The organism is Microbulbifer sediminum (assembly GCF_021729035.1).
Lineage (GTDB): Bacteria > Pseudomonadota > Gammaproteobacteria > Pseudomonadales > Cellvibrionaceae > Microbulbifer > Microbulbifer sediminum.
In genome coordinates, this window is sequence record NZ_JAJSAP010000002.1 from 317,615 (window position 1) to 334,189 (window position 16,575).

Sequence of the window (16,575 nt, forward strand, 5' to 3'; positions counted from 1 at the left end):
GCAATTTCCACTATTCACTCATGTAATTTTGGTAGACCGACTGTTCACCCGGATAACTGTGCACCCTACAGCTGTCGGCCAATATCCAGGATCAGGCGGCGCAGCCAGCGATGCGGCGCGCTCTGCTGGAGCAACGGGCTCCAGGCCATCTTCAGTTCCAGCGGCGGGATATCCAGCGGCGGCTCTCGCCGTGCGATACGCGGGTTGTCGCTGGCCAGCTGGGCCAGGCGTGTCGGCACCGTCACGATCAGGTCGCTCTGCTCTGCCAGCAGCACGGCGACCTGGTAATGTCGGGTAAACACCGATATGTCACGCTTTTCCCCCAGGCGCCCGATGGCCTCGTCAACCCAGCCGAGTCGCTGGACATCCTCGGGGTTGACCCCTACCCCGACACCCATGCCGGTCTTGCTCACCCAGATATGCTGGGCCCGCAGGTAGGACTGCAGGGTATAGTCCCCCAGGATCGGGTTGTCCGCACGCATCACGCAGGAAAAGCTGTCCCGCCACACCGTGGCCTGGTGAAAGCTCTGGGGCATGCTGTCAAAGCGGTTGATGACCATATCCACCTTACCCTGCTCGACATCCACGAAACTGACGTCACTGGGGGTCATGATGTCCAGGCTGATGCCCGGGGCGTGGTCCCGCAGGCGCCGCAGTAACGGCGGGATCAGCGTGGACTCGGCATAGTCACTGGCCATGATGCGAAAGGTCCTGCGCGCTCCGGACGGGTTGAAGTCGCGATTGGGCTGGATCACCCGATCAATCGAGGCCAGGGCCTCCCTCACCATCGGCTGCAGCTCCAGCGCCCGCTCGGTGGGCATCATTCCCTCCCGGGTGCGGACCAGCAGCGGATCATCAAACAGCTCCCGCAGGCGCTTGAGGCCATTGCTCATCGCGGGCTGTGACAGCCCCAGGTAATTGGCGGCGCGGGTGACGTTGCGCTCCCGCAGCAGTACATCCAGGTAGACCAGCAGGTTCAGGTCAGCTCTTTCCAGGCTCATAGTATTTATCTGACTGATAGCGAAAATAATGGCAATAAATTAGCCAAATTATGCCAGCGCCCTTAGCATATGCAACAACAATTCGCAGTCATCTTTTTTCAAGGAAATACAGCCATGCCTACCTACTCGCAAGAAATCGAAGCGGCAGCCAAGCTCCGCAAAGCCAATGGCAGCTCCTGGGATGCCATCAACCCGGAATCTGTGGCACGCATGCGCCTCCAGAACAAGTTCCAGAACGGCCTCGAAATCGCCAGATATACCGCCAATATCATGCGTAAAGACATGGAGGCTTACGACAAGGATTGCACCAAGTACACCCAGTCACTGGGTTGCTGGCACGGTTTTATCGGCCAGCAGAAGATGATTTCCATCAAAAAGCATTTTGAAGGCAACACCGATCGCCGTTACCTGTACCTGTCCGGCTGGATGGTGGCTGCGCTGCGCAGTGAGTTTGGCCCCCTGCCCGACCAGTCCATGCATGAAAAGACTTCAGTCGCTGCCCTGATCGAAGAGCTGTATACCTTCCTGCGCCAGGCAGATGCCCGCGAGCTGGGAGACCTGTTCCGCAAGCTGGACACAGCCCGCGAAGCCGGCGACAAAGACGCCGAGAAAGCGATCATCGACAAGATCGACAACCATGTGACTCACGTCGTGCCGATTATTGCCGACATCGATGCCGGATTCGGTAACGCGGAAGCGACTTACCTGCTGGCCAAGAAGATGATCGAAGCCGGCGCCTGCTGTATCCAGATCGAAAACCAGGTATCCGACGAGAAGCAATGTGGCCACCAGGATGGCAAGGTGACCGTACCCCACGAGGAGTTCCTGGCCAAGATCCGCGCAGTACGCTACGCGTTCCTCGAACTGGGTGTAGAAAACGGCGTGATCGTTGCCCGAACCGATTCCCTGGGCGCCGGCCTGACCAAGCAGATCGCCGTGACCAAAGAGCCTGGCGACCTGGGTGACCAGTACAATTCCTTCCTGGATTGCGAAGAAGTCGCTACCGGTGATCTGGCCAATGGCGACGTGATCATCAACCGTGACGGCAAGCTGCTGCGTCCTAAGCGCCTGGCTTCCAACCTGTTCCAGTTCCGCAAGGGTACCGGTGAAGCCCGTTGTGTCCTCGACAGTGTGACATCCCTGCAGAACGGCGCCGACCTGATCTGGATTGAAACCGAGAAGCCCCATGTCGGCCAGATCGGTGCCATGATGGACGAGATCCGCAAGCAGGTTCCGAATGCGAAGCTCGTGTACAACAACAGCCCGTCCTTTAACTGGACCCTGAACTTCCGCCAGCAGGTATTCGATGCCTGGCAGGAGGAAGGCAAGGACGTGTCGGCCTACGACCGCGAAAACCTGATGAGCGCCGAATACGATGATACTGAACTGTCCATGGCGGCCGATGACAAGATCCGTACCTTCCAGGCGGATGCTGCCCGCGAGGCCGGCATCTTCCACCACCTGATTACTCTGCCAACCTACCACACCGCCGCCCTGTCTACCGACAACCTGGCGAAGGAGTACTTCGGCGAAAAAGGCATGCTGGGTTACGTAGAAGGCGTGCAGCGCAAGGAAATCCGCCAGGGTATCGCCTGCGTCAAACACCAGAACATGGCCGGCTCCGACATCGGCGACGACCACAAGGAATACTTTGCCGGTGAAGCTGCGCTGAAGGCTGCCGGTAAAGACAACACCATGAACCAGTTCGGCTAAGCGCCGCTAGCGAGCAGGAGTTGAGCAGGCCTGGCTACTGCCAACTCCCGGAACTTATTCACTCACTTTCGGGGTCACTTTGTGACCCCTTTTTTATGGGCGAGTTAAAAGCCGCGCTCCCCGCGCACATGAGCCCAACGGGTAGCGCCCCTGTTCCTGTCTGCCCGGAACAGGGATAACGCGCCAGTTTGGACTAGCCTTAGGGGATGATGGTGTTTATTTGGCGGATTGTATGGCCGCGCCAGGGCGTGTTCTGGTCTTTAATTCTGGCTGTTCCTCGCCCGGGTTTGCGCTGCTCAGCCTCCTCAGTGACAAACCGTCCCGGAGCGGTATCGGCGAGGCACAGTAACGCCACGTGTGGGCTACCTGCAGGCAGACACCCGCCAGGCGCGATGAAATGAATTGCAGCAGGTCACCAAGTGGTACACGGCGATAACCGGCCCGGCCGCCGGGCCTTGATCGACCAACAGGTCATCGCTGCCATCGCCGCCCGGTCTGCCGAGGCGCCCGGTCTGCCGAGGCGCCAGATACTTAACACCCAATTGCAGCCAACATTTCGAGGGGAAGCAAGAGATGACTACCGGCAACTATGACCGCAAGGCCGAAATCGCTGCCATCGAGAAAGACTGGGCAGAAAACCCGCGCTGGAAAGGTGTAGAGCGCACCTACAGTGCAGAAGATGTGGTGCGGCTGCGCGGCTCCATCAAGCGCGAGAACACCATTGCCCAGCGCGGCGCCGAGAAGCTGTGGCAACTGGTCAACGAGGGCGGCCGCCCGCCATTCCGCCCCGACAAGGACTTCGTCAATGCCATGGGTGCGCTCACCGGCGGCCAGGCCGTGCAACAGGTGAAAGCCGGCGTGCAGGCCATCTACCTGTCCGGCTGGCAGGTGGCCGCCGACGCCAACAGCTCCGAGACCATGTACCCGGACCAGTCCCTGTACGCCGTTGACTCGGTCCCCACCGTGGTACGCCGCATCAACAACGCGTTCGAGCGCGCCGACCAGATTCAGTGGAAGAGCGGCAAGAATCCCGGTGACGCCGGCTATATCGACTATTTCGCCCCGATTGTCGCTGATGCCGAGGCTGGCTTTGGCGGTGTCCTGAACGCCTACGAGCTGATGAAGAACATGATCCGCGCTGGCGCCTCCGGTGTGCACTTCGAAGACCAGCTGGCGTCCGTCAAGAAATGTGGGCACATGGGCGGGAAGGTACTGGTACCGACCCAGGAAGCCATCCAGAAGCTGGTAGCCGCACGCCTTGCCACAGACGTTGAGGGTGTTCCCACCATTGTCCTGGCCCGTACCGACGCCAATGCCGCGGACCTGATGACTTCCGACCACGACGAGCGCGACGCGCCCTTCCTGACCGGTGAGCGCACTGCCGAAGGCTTCTATCGGGTCAAGGCCGGTATCGACCAGGCAATCGCCCGCGGCCTGTCCTATGCCCCGCATGCCGACCTGCTCTGGTGTGAGACCGCCACACCGGACCTGGAGGAAGCAAAGAAGTTTGCCGAGGCCATCCACAAGGAATATCCAGACCAGCTGTTGTCCTACAACTGCTCGCCCTCCTTCAACTGGAGAAAGAACCTGGATGACGCCACCATCGCCAGGTTCCAGCGGGAGCTGTCGAGCATGGGCTATAAATTCCAGTTCATCACCCTGGCCGGTATCCACAACATGTGGAACAGCATGTTCAACCTGGCCTATGAATATGCCCGCGAGGACATGTCCGCATACGTGCGTCTGCAGGAAAAGGAGTTTGCCGATGCCGAGAAGGGCTACACCTTCGTTGCGCACCAGCAGGAAGTGGGCACGGGTTACTTCGACGACATGACCAATGTGATCCAGGGTGGCCAGTCATCAGTAACCGCTCTGACCGGTTCCACTGAGGAAGACCAGTTCAAGTAAACCCTGTGCCGAATGTATCCCTTCACCCAATGTGCGGGCCGCTTTGCGGCCCTTTTTGTGGCTGTCGGTTACCCGTCAATGGTGAGTGGTCGTCTGCGGTCTACAAACTGCTGCAGGGCAGCGGCAACCAGGTAACCCTCGAGCCGATGCTCAAAAGTATCGGTGTCCTCGAAAGCCATCCGCTGCAGGCAGCGATGGATATACTCCGCCTGCGGGGAGGTGTCGGCACGGGCGCGGCGACCTGCGAGGGCTAGCTGCAAGATTTTCCACCATTTTTTACTGTGGACCTTGAGTCGGCTGAGGGCCACCGCCAGTATGGCCTCCTCCTCGGTGAAATCCGTACCCAGCGGAAAATACGGCAAGAGGGAAAGGCGGCGCTCGGTACTGTAGGCGGCGCGGATTCGCTCCGGGGTATTTTCAGTGAATTCCATCGGGATGGTGTAATCCTTTTCCACCTTGCCCGCCGACTTCGCCCTTTCCAGCAACCCCCGCTGGAAACGCGAATCGCAGATGGCCAGCATTGACACAATCACGTCGCGGTCTGATTTGCCACGCAGGTCGGCTACACCATACTCGGTGACCACTATATCTCTCAGGTGCCGGGGAATCGTGCAGTGCGGGTACTCCCACACCAGGTTGCTACGGGTTTCGCCGTTGGTTTCGCGCGTGCTCGGCAGCGCAATTATCGAGCGACCACCCGGCAACTCATGGGCCTGTGCGACAAAGTTGTACTGCCCCCCAACCCCGCTGACCACCTGACCGTCGGCAAGGCCGTCGGAGATCACGGCCCCGTTCAGCGTCACCATCATGGCCGCATTCACAAAGCGCGCATCCTGTCGCTGGGCCATCTTGAGTTCCCAGTCGCCGGACAGATCATTAATAAAGTCGATTGCGGTCATATTGATGCCGGCCCGCTCATCCGCGGCAAGCTCCCGCAGTTCACGGTACATAGCGGATGGCCCCAGGTAAAAGCCACCGTGGAGCCAGATGCCCCCTTTGAGCGGTTGCCCGGCGCAGCGACCCAGAAGTCGCTTCCGCCCGTGCTCGCTATGCAGGTCACTCTCTTCCTCCTCGCCTTCCGGAGTCAGCAACTTGTGGCCACGCCAGCTGTAACTGGGGTCAATGGCCCCGATCGCCTGCAGGAAGTCGGTATCACCGGGGGTCAGCGGACAACTGATACGACCGCAATCCCGCAGGGCCAACAGCAGTTGTTCGTCTGCGATGGCGTCCACTTTGTCCCTATTCAGCAGTTTTTGCAGGGCGGCATCCGGATAGACCGTGCGGGCCAGTATCCCGGCGCGCCGCAGCGCCAGGAAGCCAGGCGGCACCATTTCGCTCGCACCATAGAGACCACGCTCAAATACGCCCTCCTCAAGGGGCAGGCGCTGACGCAACTGGAGGGAATCGTCGGACGTCAGGTCTCGCAGTATGCCCCGATATTCCTGGTTATCTGTCTGGCGCAGCCTCAGGGCATGGCATATGGCATCGCCCAGTGCCCCGATGCCGACCTGCAGCGTGCCCCCATCAGGCACCAGGCTGGCCACGTGAAAGCCCAGGCTGTACTCGGTAAAGCCAACCGGGGTCGTGGGCGCGCTGAACAGCGGTACATCAAAAGCATCGCCCTCGAGCAGGAAGTCGAAATCGCCCTCGCCGAGCTCCGCATCCCCCTCCATAAACGGCAGCTGGGGGTTCACCTCACCCAGCAAGTAGAACTCGTACCCTTCGCGCGCACGGGCTTCGCGCAACAAGGGCAGGGTCAGGTCGGGGTTACTACTGAGGCTGAAGCGATCCGGGGACTCACCCGGTGCCACCATCTGGGCAATCAGGTTTACCCCGCGATCAAACAAATCCCGGGGCACGTGGGTGTAATTGGAACTTACGTAATTTTGCTGGACGGACGGGCACCCGAGAAAGGAGCCAGTCTGGAGGAAAAACTCACATACCTCGATATTGGGCGGTAACTGCCCCCGGTGTCGAGGATCGGTGTAGGCGAGGTCCTGGTAGTGGTTGTAAAGGCGGTCGAGCAGGGGCTGAATAAACCGCCGCTGTATTTCCCCCTTGCCCTTAGGGCGCTCCAGTGTCAGAGCGGTAAAAATCGTCAGCGAGATGGACGGGTCCGCCGCAGCGCGGGCGTACAGCGCGTTGGCAAAGTGATTGGCCTTGCCGATACCCAACGGCAGGCCAAGCACGATGCGTTTGCCCACTTTCTCCAGCACCGCATCGACACAGGCTTCGACACAGTCAAACCGACCGGGTTCTCTATCCACTGAATAACTCCTGCCCTGCCCCGCCCGCTGCGACGGGCGGAGTGCGGATTTACTGCTCGTGCAGCGCCTTGTCGCCGCAAGGGCTGAGGTGGTCGAAGTGATCTACCTGGATTGCCAGGTTGACCGCTTCCGCGGCATCCTGCAGCTGGCTGGCCTCGTCCTCGCTGATCACTTTTTTCTCCAGGGCCTCGTCGATACAGTCCCGGTTCAACTGGCGCAACCCGGCTTTCTTCATCTTGTCCCGGGCTTCCTGAGTGGCGCAAACCTTGTTGAATGCCTGCTCCATGATATCCACGCCGTCGCCGGGATTACCGAGGAAAACGCCTTTTGTCAACCGATCCCGGGTCTCCGAGGGCTCCATCAGGAGCTCTGCGCAAACACGGGCCTGCCGATCGGATGCGGTATACACGCTATGCCCCCAGGGCATGGTGAGAAAGTGCATCAGATGCCCCAGGAACCGCCGGGGGAAGTTCTGGTAAACCTCCAGCAGGCTCACCTCAATTTTGTGCAACCCGGCACGCATGGAAAACTCCAGCAGGGGACGGTCAGCCTCAGGGCTCCCATCATCCTTGAAACGCTTCAGGGTCGAGCTGAGCAGGTAAAGCTGACTCAGCACATCACCCAGCCGGGCAGAGATCAGTTCCTTGCGCTTAAGTTCCCCACCCAGTGACATCAGGGAAATTTCCGTAACCAGGGTGAGGATCGCGGAGTAGCGGTTCAGCTGCCGATAGTACTTGGCCGCCGCCCCGACACCGCGGGGGCTACTGGCAAACAGGCCCACGGTCCAGCCGTGGAACACGCCGCGCGCCAGGGTCTTGAGCTGGAACCAGGCATGTTTTGGCAGCAATTCATCCAGCTCATCGGTACCCGCTTCCGTATCCTTGTTCTCTGCCGCAAGCATTTCATCCAGCAGGTAGGGATGGCAGCGTATCGCCCCCTGGCCAAAGATCATCAGGCTGCGGGTCAGGATATTTGCGCCCTCCACCGTGATGGCCACCGGCACGGCGCGGTATACATTACCGATATAGTTCAGTGGGCCATCCATGATCGCCTTGCCGGCATGTATATCCATGGCATCGTTGATGGCGTTGCGAAGCCCGAATGTGGCGTGGGCTTTCATGATCGCCGAAACGACAGCCGGCTTGAGGCCCTCATCCAGGGCGCGGGTCGTGGTCTTGTGGGCGGAGTCGAGCACGTAGGCAATACTGGCAATTTCCGCCAGGCGATGTTGCACTCCCTCGAATTTACCGATGGGGATACCGAACTGCTCCCTGACGCGGGCATAGGCGCCGGTGAGACGGGCTGCCATCTTGGCGCCGCCGGTAGACAGTGAGGGCAGTGATATACCCCGCCCCGCGGCGAGGGCGCTCATCAGCATGTGCCAGCCGCGCCCCACGTTTTCCTGCCCGCCGATAATCCATTCCATGGGAATAAATACGTCCTTGCCCCAATTGGGTCCATTCTGGAATGCCTGCATGGCTGGCAGGTGGCGCTGGCCAATGGTGACGCCCTCGGTATCCGTCGGTACCAGGGCGACAGTGATTCCCAGTTCCTCCTGGTCCCCAAGGATATGGTCGGGGTCATAGAGTTTGAAGGCGAGACCGAGGATCGTCGCCACAGGTGCCAGGGTGATATAACGCTTGTGCCAGTTCACCCGCATACCCAGCGTTTTCTCACCGTTGTATTCGCCATAACAGACAACCCCGCGGTCGGTCATCGAGGCAGCATCAGAACCGGCCTCCACGCCCGTAAGCCCGAAACAGGGCAGCTCACGACCATCCGCCAGGCGTGGCAGGTAGTAATCCTTCTGCTCTTCGGTACCGTGCGCCATCAGCAATTCACCCGGGCCAAGGGAATTCGGCACCATAACGGTGACACCAACAGTGGTGCTGCGAGTGGAAATCTTCGTCACGATCTCGGCGTGGGCAGTCGGCGAAAAGCCGAGGCCTCCATATTCCTTGGGAATGATAATGCCGAAAAAGCGCTCTTTCTTCAGGAAATCCCAGACTTCTTCGGGAATATCCCGGTCTTCAAAACTAATTTGCCAGTCGTCGACCATCTGGCACAGTTCTTCTGTAGGGCCGTCGAGGAAGGCCTGCTCCTCCTCGGTGAGCCTGGGCGGCCCCATACTCAGGAGTTCGTCCCAGTGGGGCTTACCGGACAGCAGCTCCGCATCCCACCAGACCTCGCCAGCCTCCATGGCTTCCCTCTCGGTCTCGGAGATTGGCGGGAGAACTTTTTTAATCAGGTTCAACAGTGGGGCGGTGAACCATTTCTTTCGCAGGTCGCTCATTGTTTCCTTCCGGGTGCTGGATGGGCGGGCACTGAAAGCCCCCGCAATTGCGTGACGGTGTCAGCTCACATGATAGGCGACAGGGACCGGTTAAAGCACAACCGGGCTCACCGCGCTACCACAATTGACACCTATTTCGACGACCAGGGACAGCCGGCACAATGGCCCCGTGGAATGGCCAGAGGCATGCCGGCCACTCGGCAGCTGATAAAAGGCACATCTGTCCCTGCCGCAGCTCAGGCTAGGGAATGCTACGCCAGGGGTCAAATAACAGATCAGAAGACCACTAAACCGGGAGTATTGCTGACACTGCTTACAACAACGCCCGATCACTCACAACCACGCCGTTATTGTCGGCATAGACATAAGCGCCCGGTATAAATGTTACTCCGCCAAATGTCACCGAAAGATCGCGCTCCCCCACTCCCTTCTTGTCAGTTTTCATGGGGTGGCTACCCAGTGCATGCACGCCCAGATCCAGCCCGCCGATCTCATCCACATCCCTGATACAGCCGTACATTACTATCCCTTCCCAACCATTGGCGACAGCCTTTGCTGCCAGCTGGTCACCGAGACAGGCCCTCCGCATGGATCCGCCGGCATCCACCACCAGCACCCGGCCCTCACCGGGTTCAGCGACCAGCTCGCGAACCAGCGAGTTGTCCTCGAAACACTTGATGGTGACGATGCGTCCGCCGAAGCGCTCGCGCCCACCGTAGCTCACCATCATGGGCTCGAGCACCTGAATTTCGCCTGCATGTTCGTCACAAAGATCCGGGGTGGAAATTTCCACAGTCAGTCCCTCCTGAAATCATTATCTGCGAATCCCAGTATGCCGGTGGCCCAGGCACTTGCAAGCGAATCAAAAAATAACGGGCATTACCCGTGAGGATAATACCCGACGCCCTGCATTCTTTGATCAGCACTCCCCGGGTCAGTAGGTCACCCGCACTGGCGTGCCCACCCGGGCATACCGGTAAAACACCTGCGCCATGTGCGGCGGCATACGGACACAGCCATGTGATGCCGGATAATTGGGCACATGACCCGACGCGTGCAGCCCGATTCCACCGTTAAAGCGAATGTAATAATGCATCTTGGCGCCGCGGTAATAGGTTCCAGGAGGACGGCGATGGATTCGGGTATTTACGTCAGCCTTCACCACACGCCCGGTGCGCTTGTCCACATAGCTGCCGTAAATCGTGGAGCGGTGGCGTGGATGCTTGGAAAGCACACGGAAGTGCCCGGGGCTGGTCCTGAATCCCTGCTTACCCGAAGACACCTTGGAGACGCCGATCAACCGTCCACCCTTGTAAAAATAGGCACGCTGTTCAGAGAGGTTGATGCGAATGGAGGGTGCGCCGGAACTCGACGCTGCGGCCTGCTCGTCGAACCAGTTGACGCCACGCTGGTTGGCAACCGCGGGCACGGACAGGAATGCCAACAGCAACAACATTATTCCCGCCTGAGCGATTGGGGTCCAGTCTCGTCTGATCGTGTGCATACATCACCTCACTTGACTCGGCACGGACACTGATCGCCCCTGGCGGACGCGATCCCCTGTTTTTTCCCCGTTTCCTCTACTTGTGACCGTCGATTGAACTTCGACCTGCACCACTTTCCAAAAAGTAAAGCTTCGGCACAGTTTTCACTATTCGATTCTATTGCCGGCCGGCATGCCTTTTAGACGGATTCCTTCTGTCACGGATATTGGTTATTGAGCTACCGGGGACCTCAGGTACGAAGTCCTGAGTGGTGGTGTACAGGGAGAACAGGTTGCGCAGCGTGCGGCTCAGGGAAAGGAAAATGGGTTAATTATCAAGCAACTTGAATAAGAGCGGCGGCCATGTGCGGAGATATTTCAACCAAAGGAAAAATAAAAGACCAGGGAACCAGGAAAAACCAGTCAAGCAGGACTTTGGACCATGTGACCGGGCCAGTTGCATTGGCCGGCAGCCTGACATTGCACTAGTGAGCCCTGCCCCCATAAAAAAAGCGGCCCTGAGGGGCCGCTTTTGGATTATTGTGCTTCTGGGTCACTGGCCAGAAATAACCAGGTGTCCACCGCCGTATCCGGGTTGAGGGAAACGCTGTCGATCCCCTCATCCATCAACCAGCGGGCAAAGTCCTTGTGGTCCGATGGGCCCTGTCCACAGATGCCGACATATTTGCCGGCTTTCTTGCAAGCCCGAATGGCTTTGGACAACAACAGTTTAACCGCTGGATCACGCTCGTCGAACAGCTCTGCAACCAGTCCGGAATCGCGGTCCAGCCCCAAGGTTAACTGGGTGAGGTCATTCGAGCCGATGGAGAAGCCGTCAAAGTGCTGCAGGAACTCCTCCGCCAACAGTGCGTTCGAGGGCAGCTCACACATCATGATCACCTTCAGCCCGTTCTCACCGCGCTTGAGACCATTTTCCGCCATCAGGGCAACCACCTCGCCCGCCTCGGCCGGCGTGCGCACAAACGGCACCATGATTTCAACATTGTCGAGGCCCATCTCCTCGCGCACCTTTTTCAGCGCGCGGCATTCCAGGGCAAAGCACTGGCGGAAATCCTCCGAACGATAACGGGCAGCCCCGCGAAAGCCCAGCATCGGGTTTTCTTCACTGGGCTCGTACAGCTGACCGCCGACAAGATGCGCATACTCATTGGACTTGAAGTCGGACAAACGGACGATCACCCGGTTTGGGGCAAAGGCGGCAGCCAGCGTGGAAATTCCCTCCACCAGCTTTTCAACAATAAAGTCCTCCGGGGAATCGTAGCCACCAATGCGCTCGCTGATGGTTTTCTGCAGGTCTTCCGGCAGTTTATCCAGTTCCAGCAGGGCTTTTGGGTGAATGCCAATCATCCGGTTGAGGATGAACTCCAGCCGGGCCAGCCCCACCCCTTCATTGGGCAGGTGACTGAAGGCAAAGGCGCGATCCGGGTTACCAACGTTCAGCATAATCTTGAACGGCAGATCCGGCATATCCTGGACCTCGGTCTGCTCTCGCTCAAATTCCAGCTCTCCCGCCATCACGAAACCGGTATCCCCCTCGGCACAGGACACGGTTACTGCGGTGCCTGTGTGCAACAGGTCGGTAGCGTCGCCACAGCCCACTACCGCCGGAATACCCAGCTCACGGGCAATGATCGCCGCGTGACAGGTGCGCCCACCGCGATTGGTAACAATCGCACTGGCCTTCTTCAGGACCGGCTCCCAGTCCGGATCCGTCATATCGGTAACCAGGACCTCACCGTCCTGCATCGCCGCCATATCCGCGACTGACTCCAGCACACGAACCCGCCCAGCACCGATACGCTGGCCGATAGCCCGACCTTCACACAGCACGTCGCCGCGCTCGCGCAGGTGGTAGCGCTCGATGCTGGTGCCCTCGTCACGGGAACGGACTGTCTCCGGTCGCGCCTGGACAATAAACAGCTTGCCCGTTTCCCCGTCTTTGGCCCACTCGATATCCATAGGACGACCGTAGTGTTCCTCGATCTTGCAGGCCTGCAGGGCCAGGCTGGTCAATTCCTCATCGGTCAGAGAGAAAGTGAGACGGTCCTCATCAGCCACCGGCTCGGTTTTGACAGTACGGCCACCCTCGCCACCCTGGTCGTAGACCATCTTGATCGCTTTGCTGCCGCGGTTACGGCGCAGGATGGCCGGGCGCCCGGCCTGTAACGCCGGCTTGTACAGGTAGAACTCATCCGGGTTCACAGCACCCTGAACCACAGTCTCCCCCAGGCCGTAAGCCGAGGTGATAAAGACTGCATCACGGAATCCACTTTCGGTGTCCAGCGTGAACATCACCCCCGCCGCACCGATATCGCTGCGGACCATGTGCTGGATCCCGGCTGACAGCGCCACACCGGCATGGGCGTAACCGGTATGCACCCGGTAGGCGATGGCCCGGTCGTTGTAGAGGGAGGCAAAGACCTCCTTCACCGCTATCAGTACCGCGTCAATACCGCGGACATTGAGAAAGGTCTCCTGCTGGCCGGCAAACGAGGCATCCGGCAGGTCCTCAGCGGTGGCAGAGGAACGCACTGCGACAGCGGTCTCGCCTCCCCCAAGCTTTTCGTAGCCGTCGCGAATCTGCTGTTCCAGCTCCGCAGGGAACGGAGTGGCGAGTATCCATCCCCGGATCTCCTCGCCAGCTTCCGCCAGCGCCTTCACGTCCTCGATGTTGAGAGTCTGCAGGCGAGCTGCAATCCGTTCCTCGAGCTCTTCGTGGACAAGGAAGGCACGGAAAGCGTCGGCCGTGGTGGCGAAGCCGCCCGGCACACTAACCCCGGCACCGGCGAGTGAGGAGATCATTTCCCCCAGAGAGGCGTTCTTGCCGCCGACCTTGTCGACATCGCCCATCCCCAGTTGCTCGAAGCTGATGGTAAAACTCGTCACTTGTGCGCCCTCTGCAGCAGGATTTGAGGCGCCGATTATAAGGAAGGGTTTTGTAAAAAATACCCCGTAATTTGTCGCGAAAATGTTGTAATTTTTCTACAAAAATACGGGCAAGACTACAAACCCCAAAAGCCTTAGCATAGCCACCCAAACAGCCTGCAAGGATCCCCATGGCAAAGGATAAACGCACCGCATTCTTCGTTTCGGACGGCACCGGGCTCACTGTTGAGGCCATCGGCCACAGCCTGCTGGCTCAGTTCCGCAGCGAGCACGTGGAGCAGGTTACCCTGCCCTACATCGATTCCTCAGAAAAGGTAGGGCGCGTTATGCAGCGAATCGAGCGCGCCGCCGAAGAGTCCGGCCTTCAGCCGATCGTCATCAGCAGTATCGTCGCCGACAAGTTCCGTGCGCAGCTGCACCGCAGCCCGGCCCTGATGCTGGATGTATTCGAGAGTTACCTGACCCCCCTGGCCAACCTGTTCGGCACCGGCCCCGCACAGACCGTCAATGTCTCCCACGGTATCGCCAACGACAGCCGCTATACGGAGCGTATCGAGGCCGTGCACTACGCCATGGATAACGACGATGGCCGCCGGGTGCGGGAATTCGACCGGGCAGACATCATTCTGGTGGGCGTGTCCCGCTCCGGCAAGACTCCGACCTGCCTGTACCTGGCGTTGCAATTCGGTCTCAGGGCCGCGAACTATCCCATTACCGAGGAGGATATGGACTCCACGGCCCTGCCCAAGATTCTTCGCCCATACCGCCACAAGCTGTTCGGCCTGACCATCGATCCCGAACGCCTGATGTCGATCCGGCAGGAGCGACGGGCCAATAGCCGCTACGCTTCTCGGGAACAATGCGAATTCGAGGTCCGGCAGGTGGAGCAGATGTTGCGACGTGCGCAGATTCCCTACCTGGACGCCACACAGTTGTCGGTGGAGGAACTGGCCACCCAGCTGATGTCCCAGGCCGGCATAGAGCGGCGCGTCGGCTGAATTTACGGTAAAGTAGCCGCCTTTTTTCTGTCCGGGTGACCTCAGGGCAAACCCGGGCCCGGCGTGGTGCGTATAGAAGCCTGAATGAAATCACTGCAGATCGTCGCAATTCCCTACTCAATCAATACGCCGATGGCCTTCCAGGCCATTGCGGACCTGCCCGCACCGGTGTGGCTGGACAGTGGCCGCCCTGTGGCACCCGGGGGTCGCTTTGACATTATGAGTGCAGACCCACTTGCGACACTGGAGCTCGATGCAAGCGCCCGCGAGCCATTTTCAGAGCTGGACGACCTGTTGTGCGAACTGGCGCCACAGGACAGCGATGCGCAGTTGCCCTTCTGTGGCGGGGCGATTGGTTATGCCGGTTACGAACTCGGCATGGCGGAGAACTTCCTTGAACCGGATCTGCGCACCACCCCACTTCCCGCAGGTTTTTTTGGGCTGTACAGCTGGGCCCTGGTCGTCGATCACCAGCTATGTGCCAGCCACCTGGTATTCCATCCCGCCTGCTCAGAGATCCAGGTCCGGGACGTAATCGCACGCTTCAACGCTGTCGCCTGGCAGGGCGAGTGCAAGGCAGGGAAATTTGCCCTGGGCGCCGCCTTTACCCATGAGTTTACACGGGAGGAGTATTGCGAACGCATTGAGCGAATCCTCGACTACATCCAGGCGGGCGATATCTACCAGGCCAATTTCACCCAGCGATTCCAGGCGCCTTTTGACGGTGACCCATTGGCGGCCTACCTGGCACTTCGAAGTCGGGTGGCCGGCCCCTTCTCCGCCTATCTCGACCTGCCCCGCGGGCAGGTGTTGAGCCTGTCGCCGGAGCGCTTCATCCATGCTGACGGCAGCAGCGTACAGACCGAGCCCATCAAGGGCACGGCGCCCCGGCACCCGGAGCCGGTAGAGGATACCCGGGTGGCAGAAGCCCTCCAGCACAGCATCAAGGACCGCGCTGAAAACCTGATGATCGTCGACCTGCTGCGCAATGATTTCAGTAAGCGGTGCCGGCGCGGCAGTGTACGGGTGCCGGAGCTGTTCGAGCTTGCCACCTTTGCCAACGTGCATCACCTGGTCAGCCGTATCACCGGTGAGATGCCGCCAGGCTGCTACTTCACCGACCTTTTAGGCGCCTGTTTTCCCGGCGGCTCCATCACCGGTGCACCCAAGCGCCGGGCCATGGAAATCATCCGCGAACTGGAAAAGAGCCCCCGCGGGGTCTATTGCGGCAGCATCGGCTATCTCAGCAGCTGTGGCCGGGCCGACACCAGCATCGCCATCCGTACTTTCACCGCCGCCAACGGACAAATCAGTGGCGCCGCCGGCGGGGGTATCGTGGCGGATTCGAGCCCCACTGCGGAACACGACGAGTGCCTGAACAAAATCGGCATGTTGCTGGCCACACTCGAGTCGATGGCCTGACAAGCGCTTTCAGCCCTGTCTAAAACCATTTGTTATTACCGTATCTCACTTTGATATTTCCAGGTTATTAAAGCGTCTGCTAGATTCTGCGCCAGACTATGGATAGATACGCCCTTCCCCAGCGGGACGGCGGTTAATCTCGAGGATGAAAGCAGGAGCCTGTTCATGCGCATTACCCTGGTAAAGAAGATACTCAGCGACGGCTCCCCCTGCGCCAAGTGCCGCGATGTGGAGCAAAAACTGCGCGACAACGACCAGCTGAGACTGATCGACGAGACCCTGGTTGCCGACGAGCGGGACCAGGCCAGCCCCGGCATGGTCTTGGCGCGCCAATACGGTGTTTCCCGCGCTCCCTTCTTTGTTGTCGAGGACAGCGCAGCTTCCGGGGAACCCCAGGTCTACACTGTCTATTTCAAGTTCGCCAAGGAAGTCCTGCAACCTCTGCAGCGTGCCGCCGAAGCTTCCTGACCGGAGCGGATTTCCCCTAACTCCCTGACTCTCCCCTGCCCCAGGGCTTCCCCCTTTTCTCTCCAGGCGGGAAGTCCAGGGCCTGTGACATTGACTATAATTAAATCTAAATTTA

The 16,575-nt window shown here is 59.4% G+C and carries 11 protein-coding genes; 5 read left to right on the forward strand and 6 right to left on the reverse strand.

Annotated elements, in window-relative coordinates:
• Positions 1–65: 65 nt before the first annotated feature.
• Complete coding sequence (locus tag LVD11_RS04120) at positions 66–1,001, reverse strand: LysR family transcriptional regulator (protein ID WP_237056511.1); 936 nt, start codon at positions 999–1,001, stop codon at positions 66–68.
• Between the two features lie 114 nt (positions 1,002–1,115).
• Between LVD11_RS04120 and LVD11_RS04125 the strand changes: the two genes are divergently transcribed.
• Both LVD11_RS04125 and aceA read left to right on the forward strand, forming a co-directional pair.
• On the forward strand, positions 1,116–2,714 hold the full coding sequence (locus LVD11_RS04125; protein ID WP_237056513.1) for an isocitrate lyase: 1,599 nt from the start codon (positions 1,116–1,118) through the stop codon (positions 2,712–2,714).
• Positions 2,715–3,287: 573 nt separating this feature from the next.
• Positions 3,288–4,622, forward strand: a complete 1,335-nt coding sequence (gene aceA, locus LVD11_RS04130; RefSeq protein ID WP_237056515.1) for an isocitrate lyase — start codon at positions 3,288–3,290, stop codon at positions 4,620–4,622.
• Between the two features lie 68 nt (positions 4,623–4,690).
• Here the strand turns inward: aceA and LVD11_RS04135 are convergent, their stop codons facing one another.
• The 5 genes from LVD11_RS04135 to ppsA form a co-directional block, all read right to left on the reverse strand.
• Positions 4,691–6,889 (reverse strand): acetyl-CoA hydrolase/transferase C-terminal domain-containing protein, encoded by a 2,199-nt coding sequence (locus tag LVD11_RS04135; RefSeq protein ID WP_237056517.1) that lies wholly within the window; start codon positions 6,887–6,889, stop codon positions 4,691–4,693.
• 49 nt (positions 6,890–6,938) lie between these two features.
• A complete protein-coding gene (locus LVD11_RS04140; protein ID WP_237056519.1) occupies positions 6,939–9,182 on the reverse strand; it encodes an acyl-CoA dehydrogenase in 2,244 nt (747 codons plus the stop codon).
• A gap of 313 nt (positions 9,183–9,495) precedes the next feature.
• Positions 9,496–9,975: a ribonuclease E activity regulator RraA gene (gene rraA / locus LVD11_RS04145; protein ID WP_237056521.1), complete on the reverse strand. Its 480-nt coding sequence runs from the start codon at positions 9,973–9,975 to the stop codon at positions 9,496–9,498.
• A 141-nt stretch (positions 9,976–10,116) separates the two neighbouring features.
• A complete protein-coding gene (locus LVD11_RS04150) occupies positions 10,117–10,638 on the reverse strand; it encodes a L,D-transpeptidase family protein (RefSeq protein ID WP_237056523.1) in 522 nt (173 codons plus the stop codon).
• 564 nt (positions 10,639–11,202) lie between these two features.
• Positions 11,203–13,572, reverse strand: coding sequence for a phosphoenolpyruvate synthase (ppsA, locus tag LVD11_RS04155; protein ID WP_237056525.1), 2,370 nt, complete (start codon positions 13,570–13,572; stop codon positions 11,203–11,205).
• 170 nt (positions 13,573–13,742) lie between these two features.
• On the opposite strand from ppsA, the gene ppsR reads away from it, so the two are divergent.
• The 3 genes from ppsR (at position 13,743) to LVD11_RS04170 (ending at position 16,460) form a co-directional block, all read left to right on the forward strand.
• Positions 13,743–14,570 carry a posphoenolpyruvate synthetase regulatory kinase/phosphorylase PpsR gene (ppsR, locus tag LVD11_RS04160; protein ID WP_237056527.1) on the forward strand — a complete coding sequence of 276 codons (828 nt, stop codon included), beginning with the start codon at positions 13,743–13,745 and terminating at the stop codon, positions 14,568–14,570.
• 84 nt (positions 14,571–14,654) lie between these two features.
• Positions 14,655–15,992, forward strand: a complete 1,338-nt coding sequence (gene pabB, locus LVD11_RS04165; protein ID WP_237056529.1) for an aminodeoxychorismate synthase component I — start codon at positions 14,655–14,657, stop codon at positions 15,990–15,992.
• A 165-nt stretch (positions 15,993–16,157) separates the two neighbouring features.
• Positions 16,158–16,460: a hypothetical protein gene (locus tag LVD11_RS04170; protein ID WP_237056531.1), complete on the forward strand. Its 303-nt coding sequence runs from the start codon at positions 16,158–16,160 to the stop codon at positions 16,458–16,460.
• The last annotated feature ends 115 nt before the right edge of the window (positions 16,461–16,575 follow it).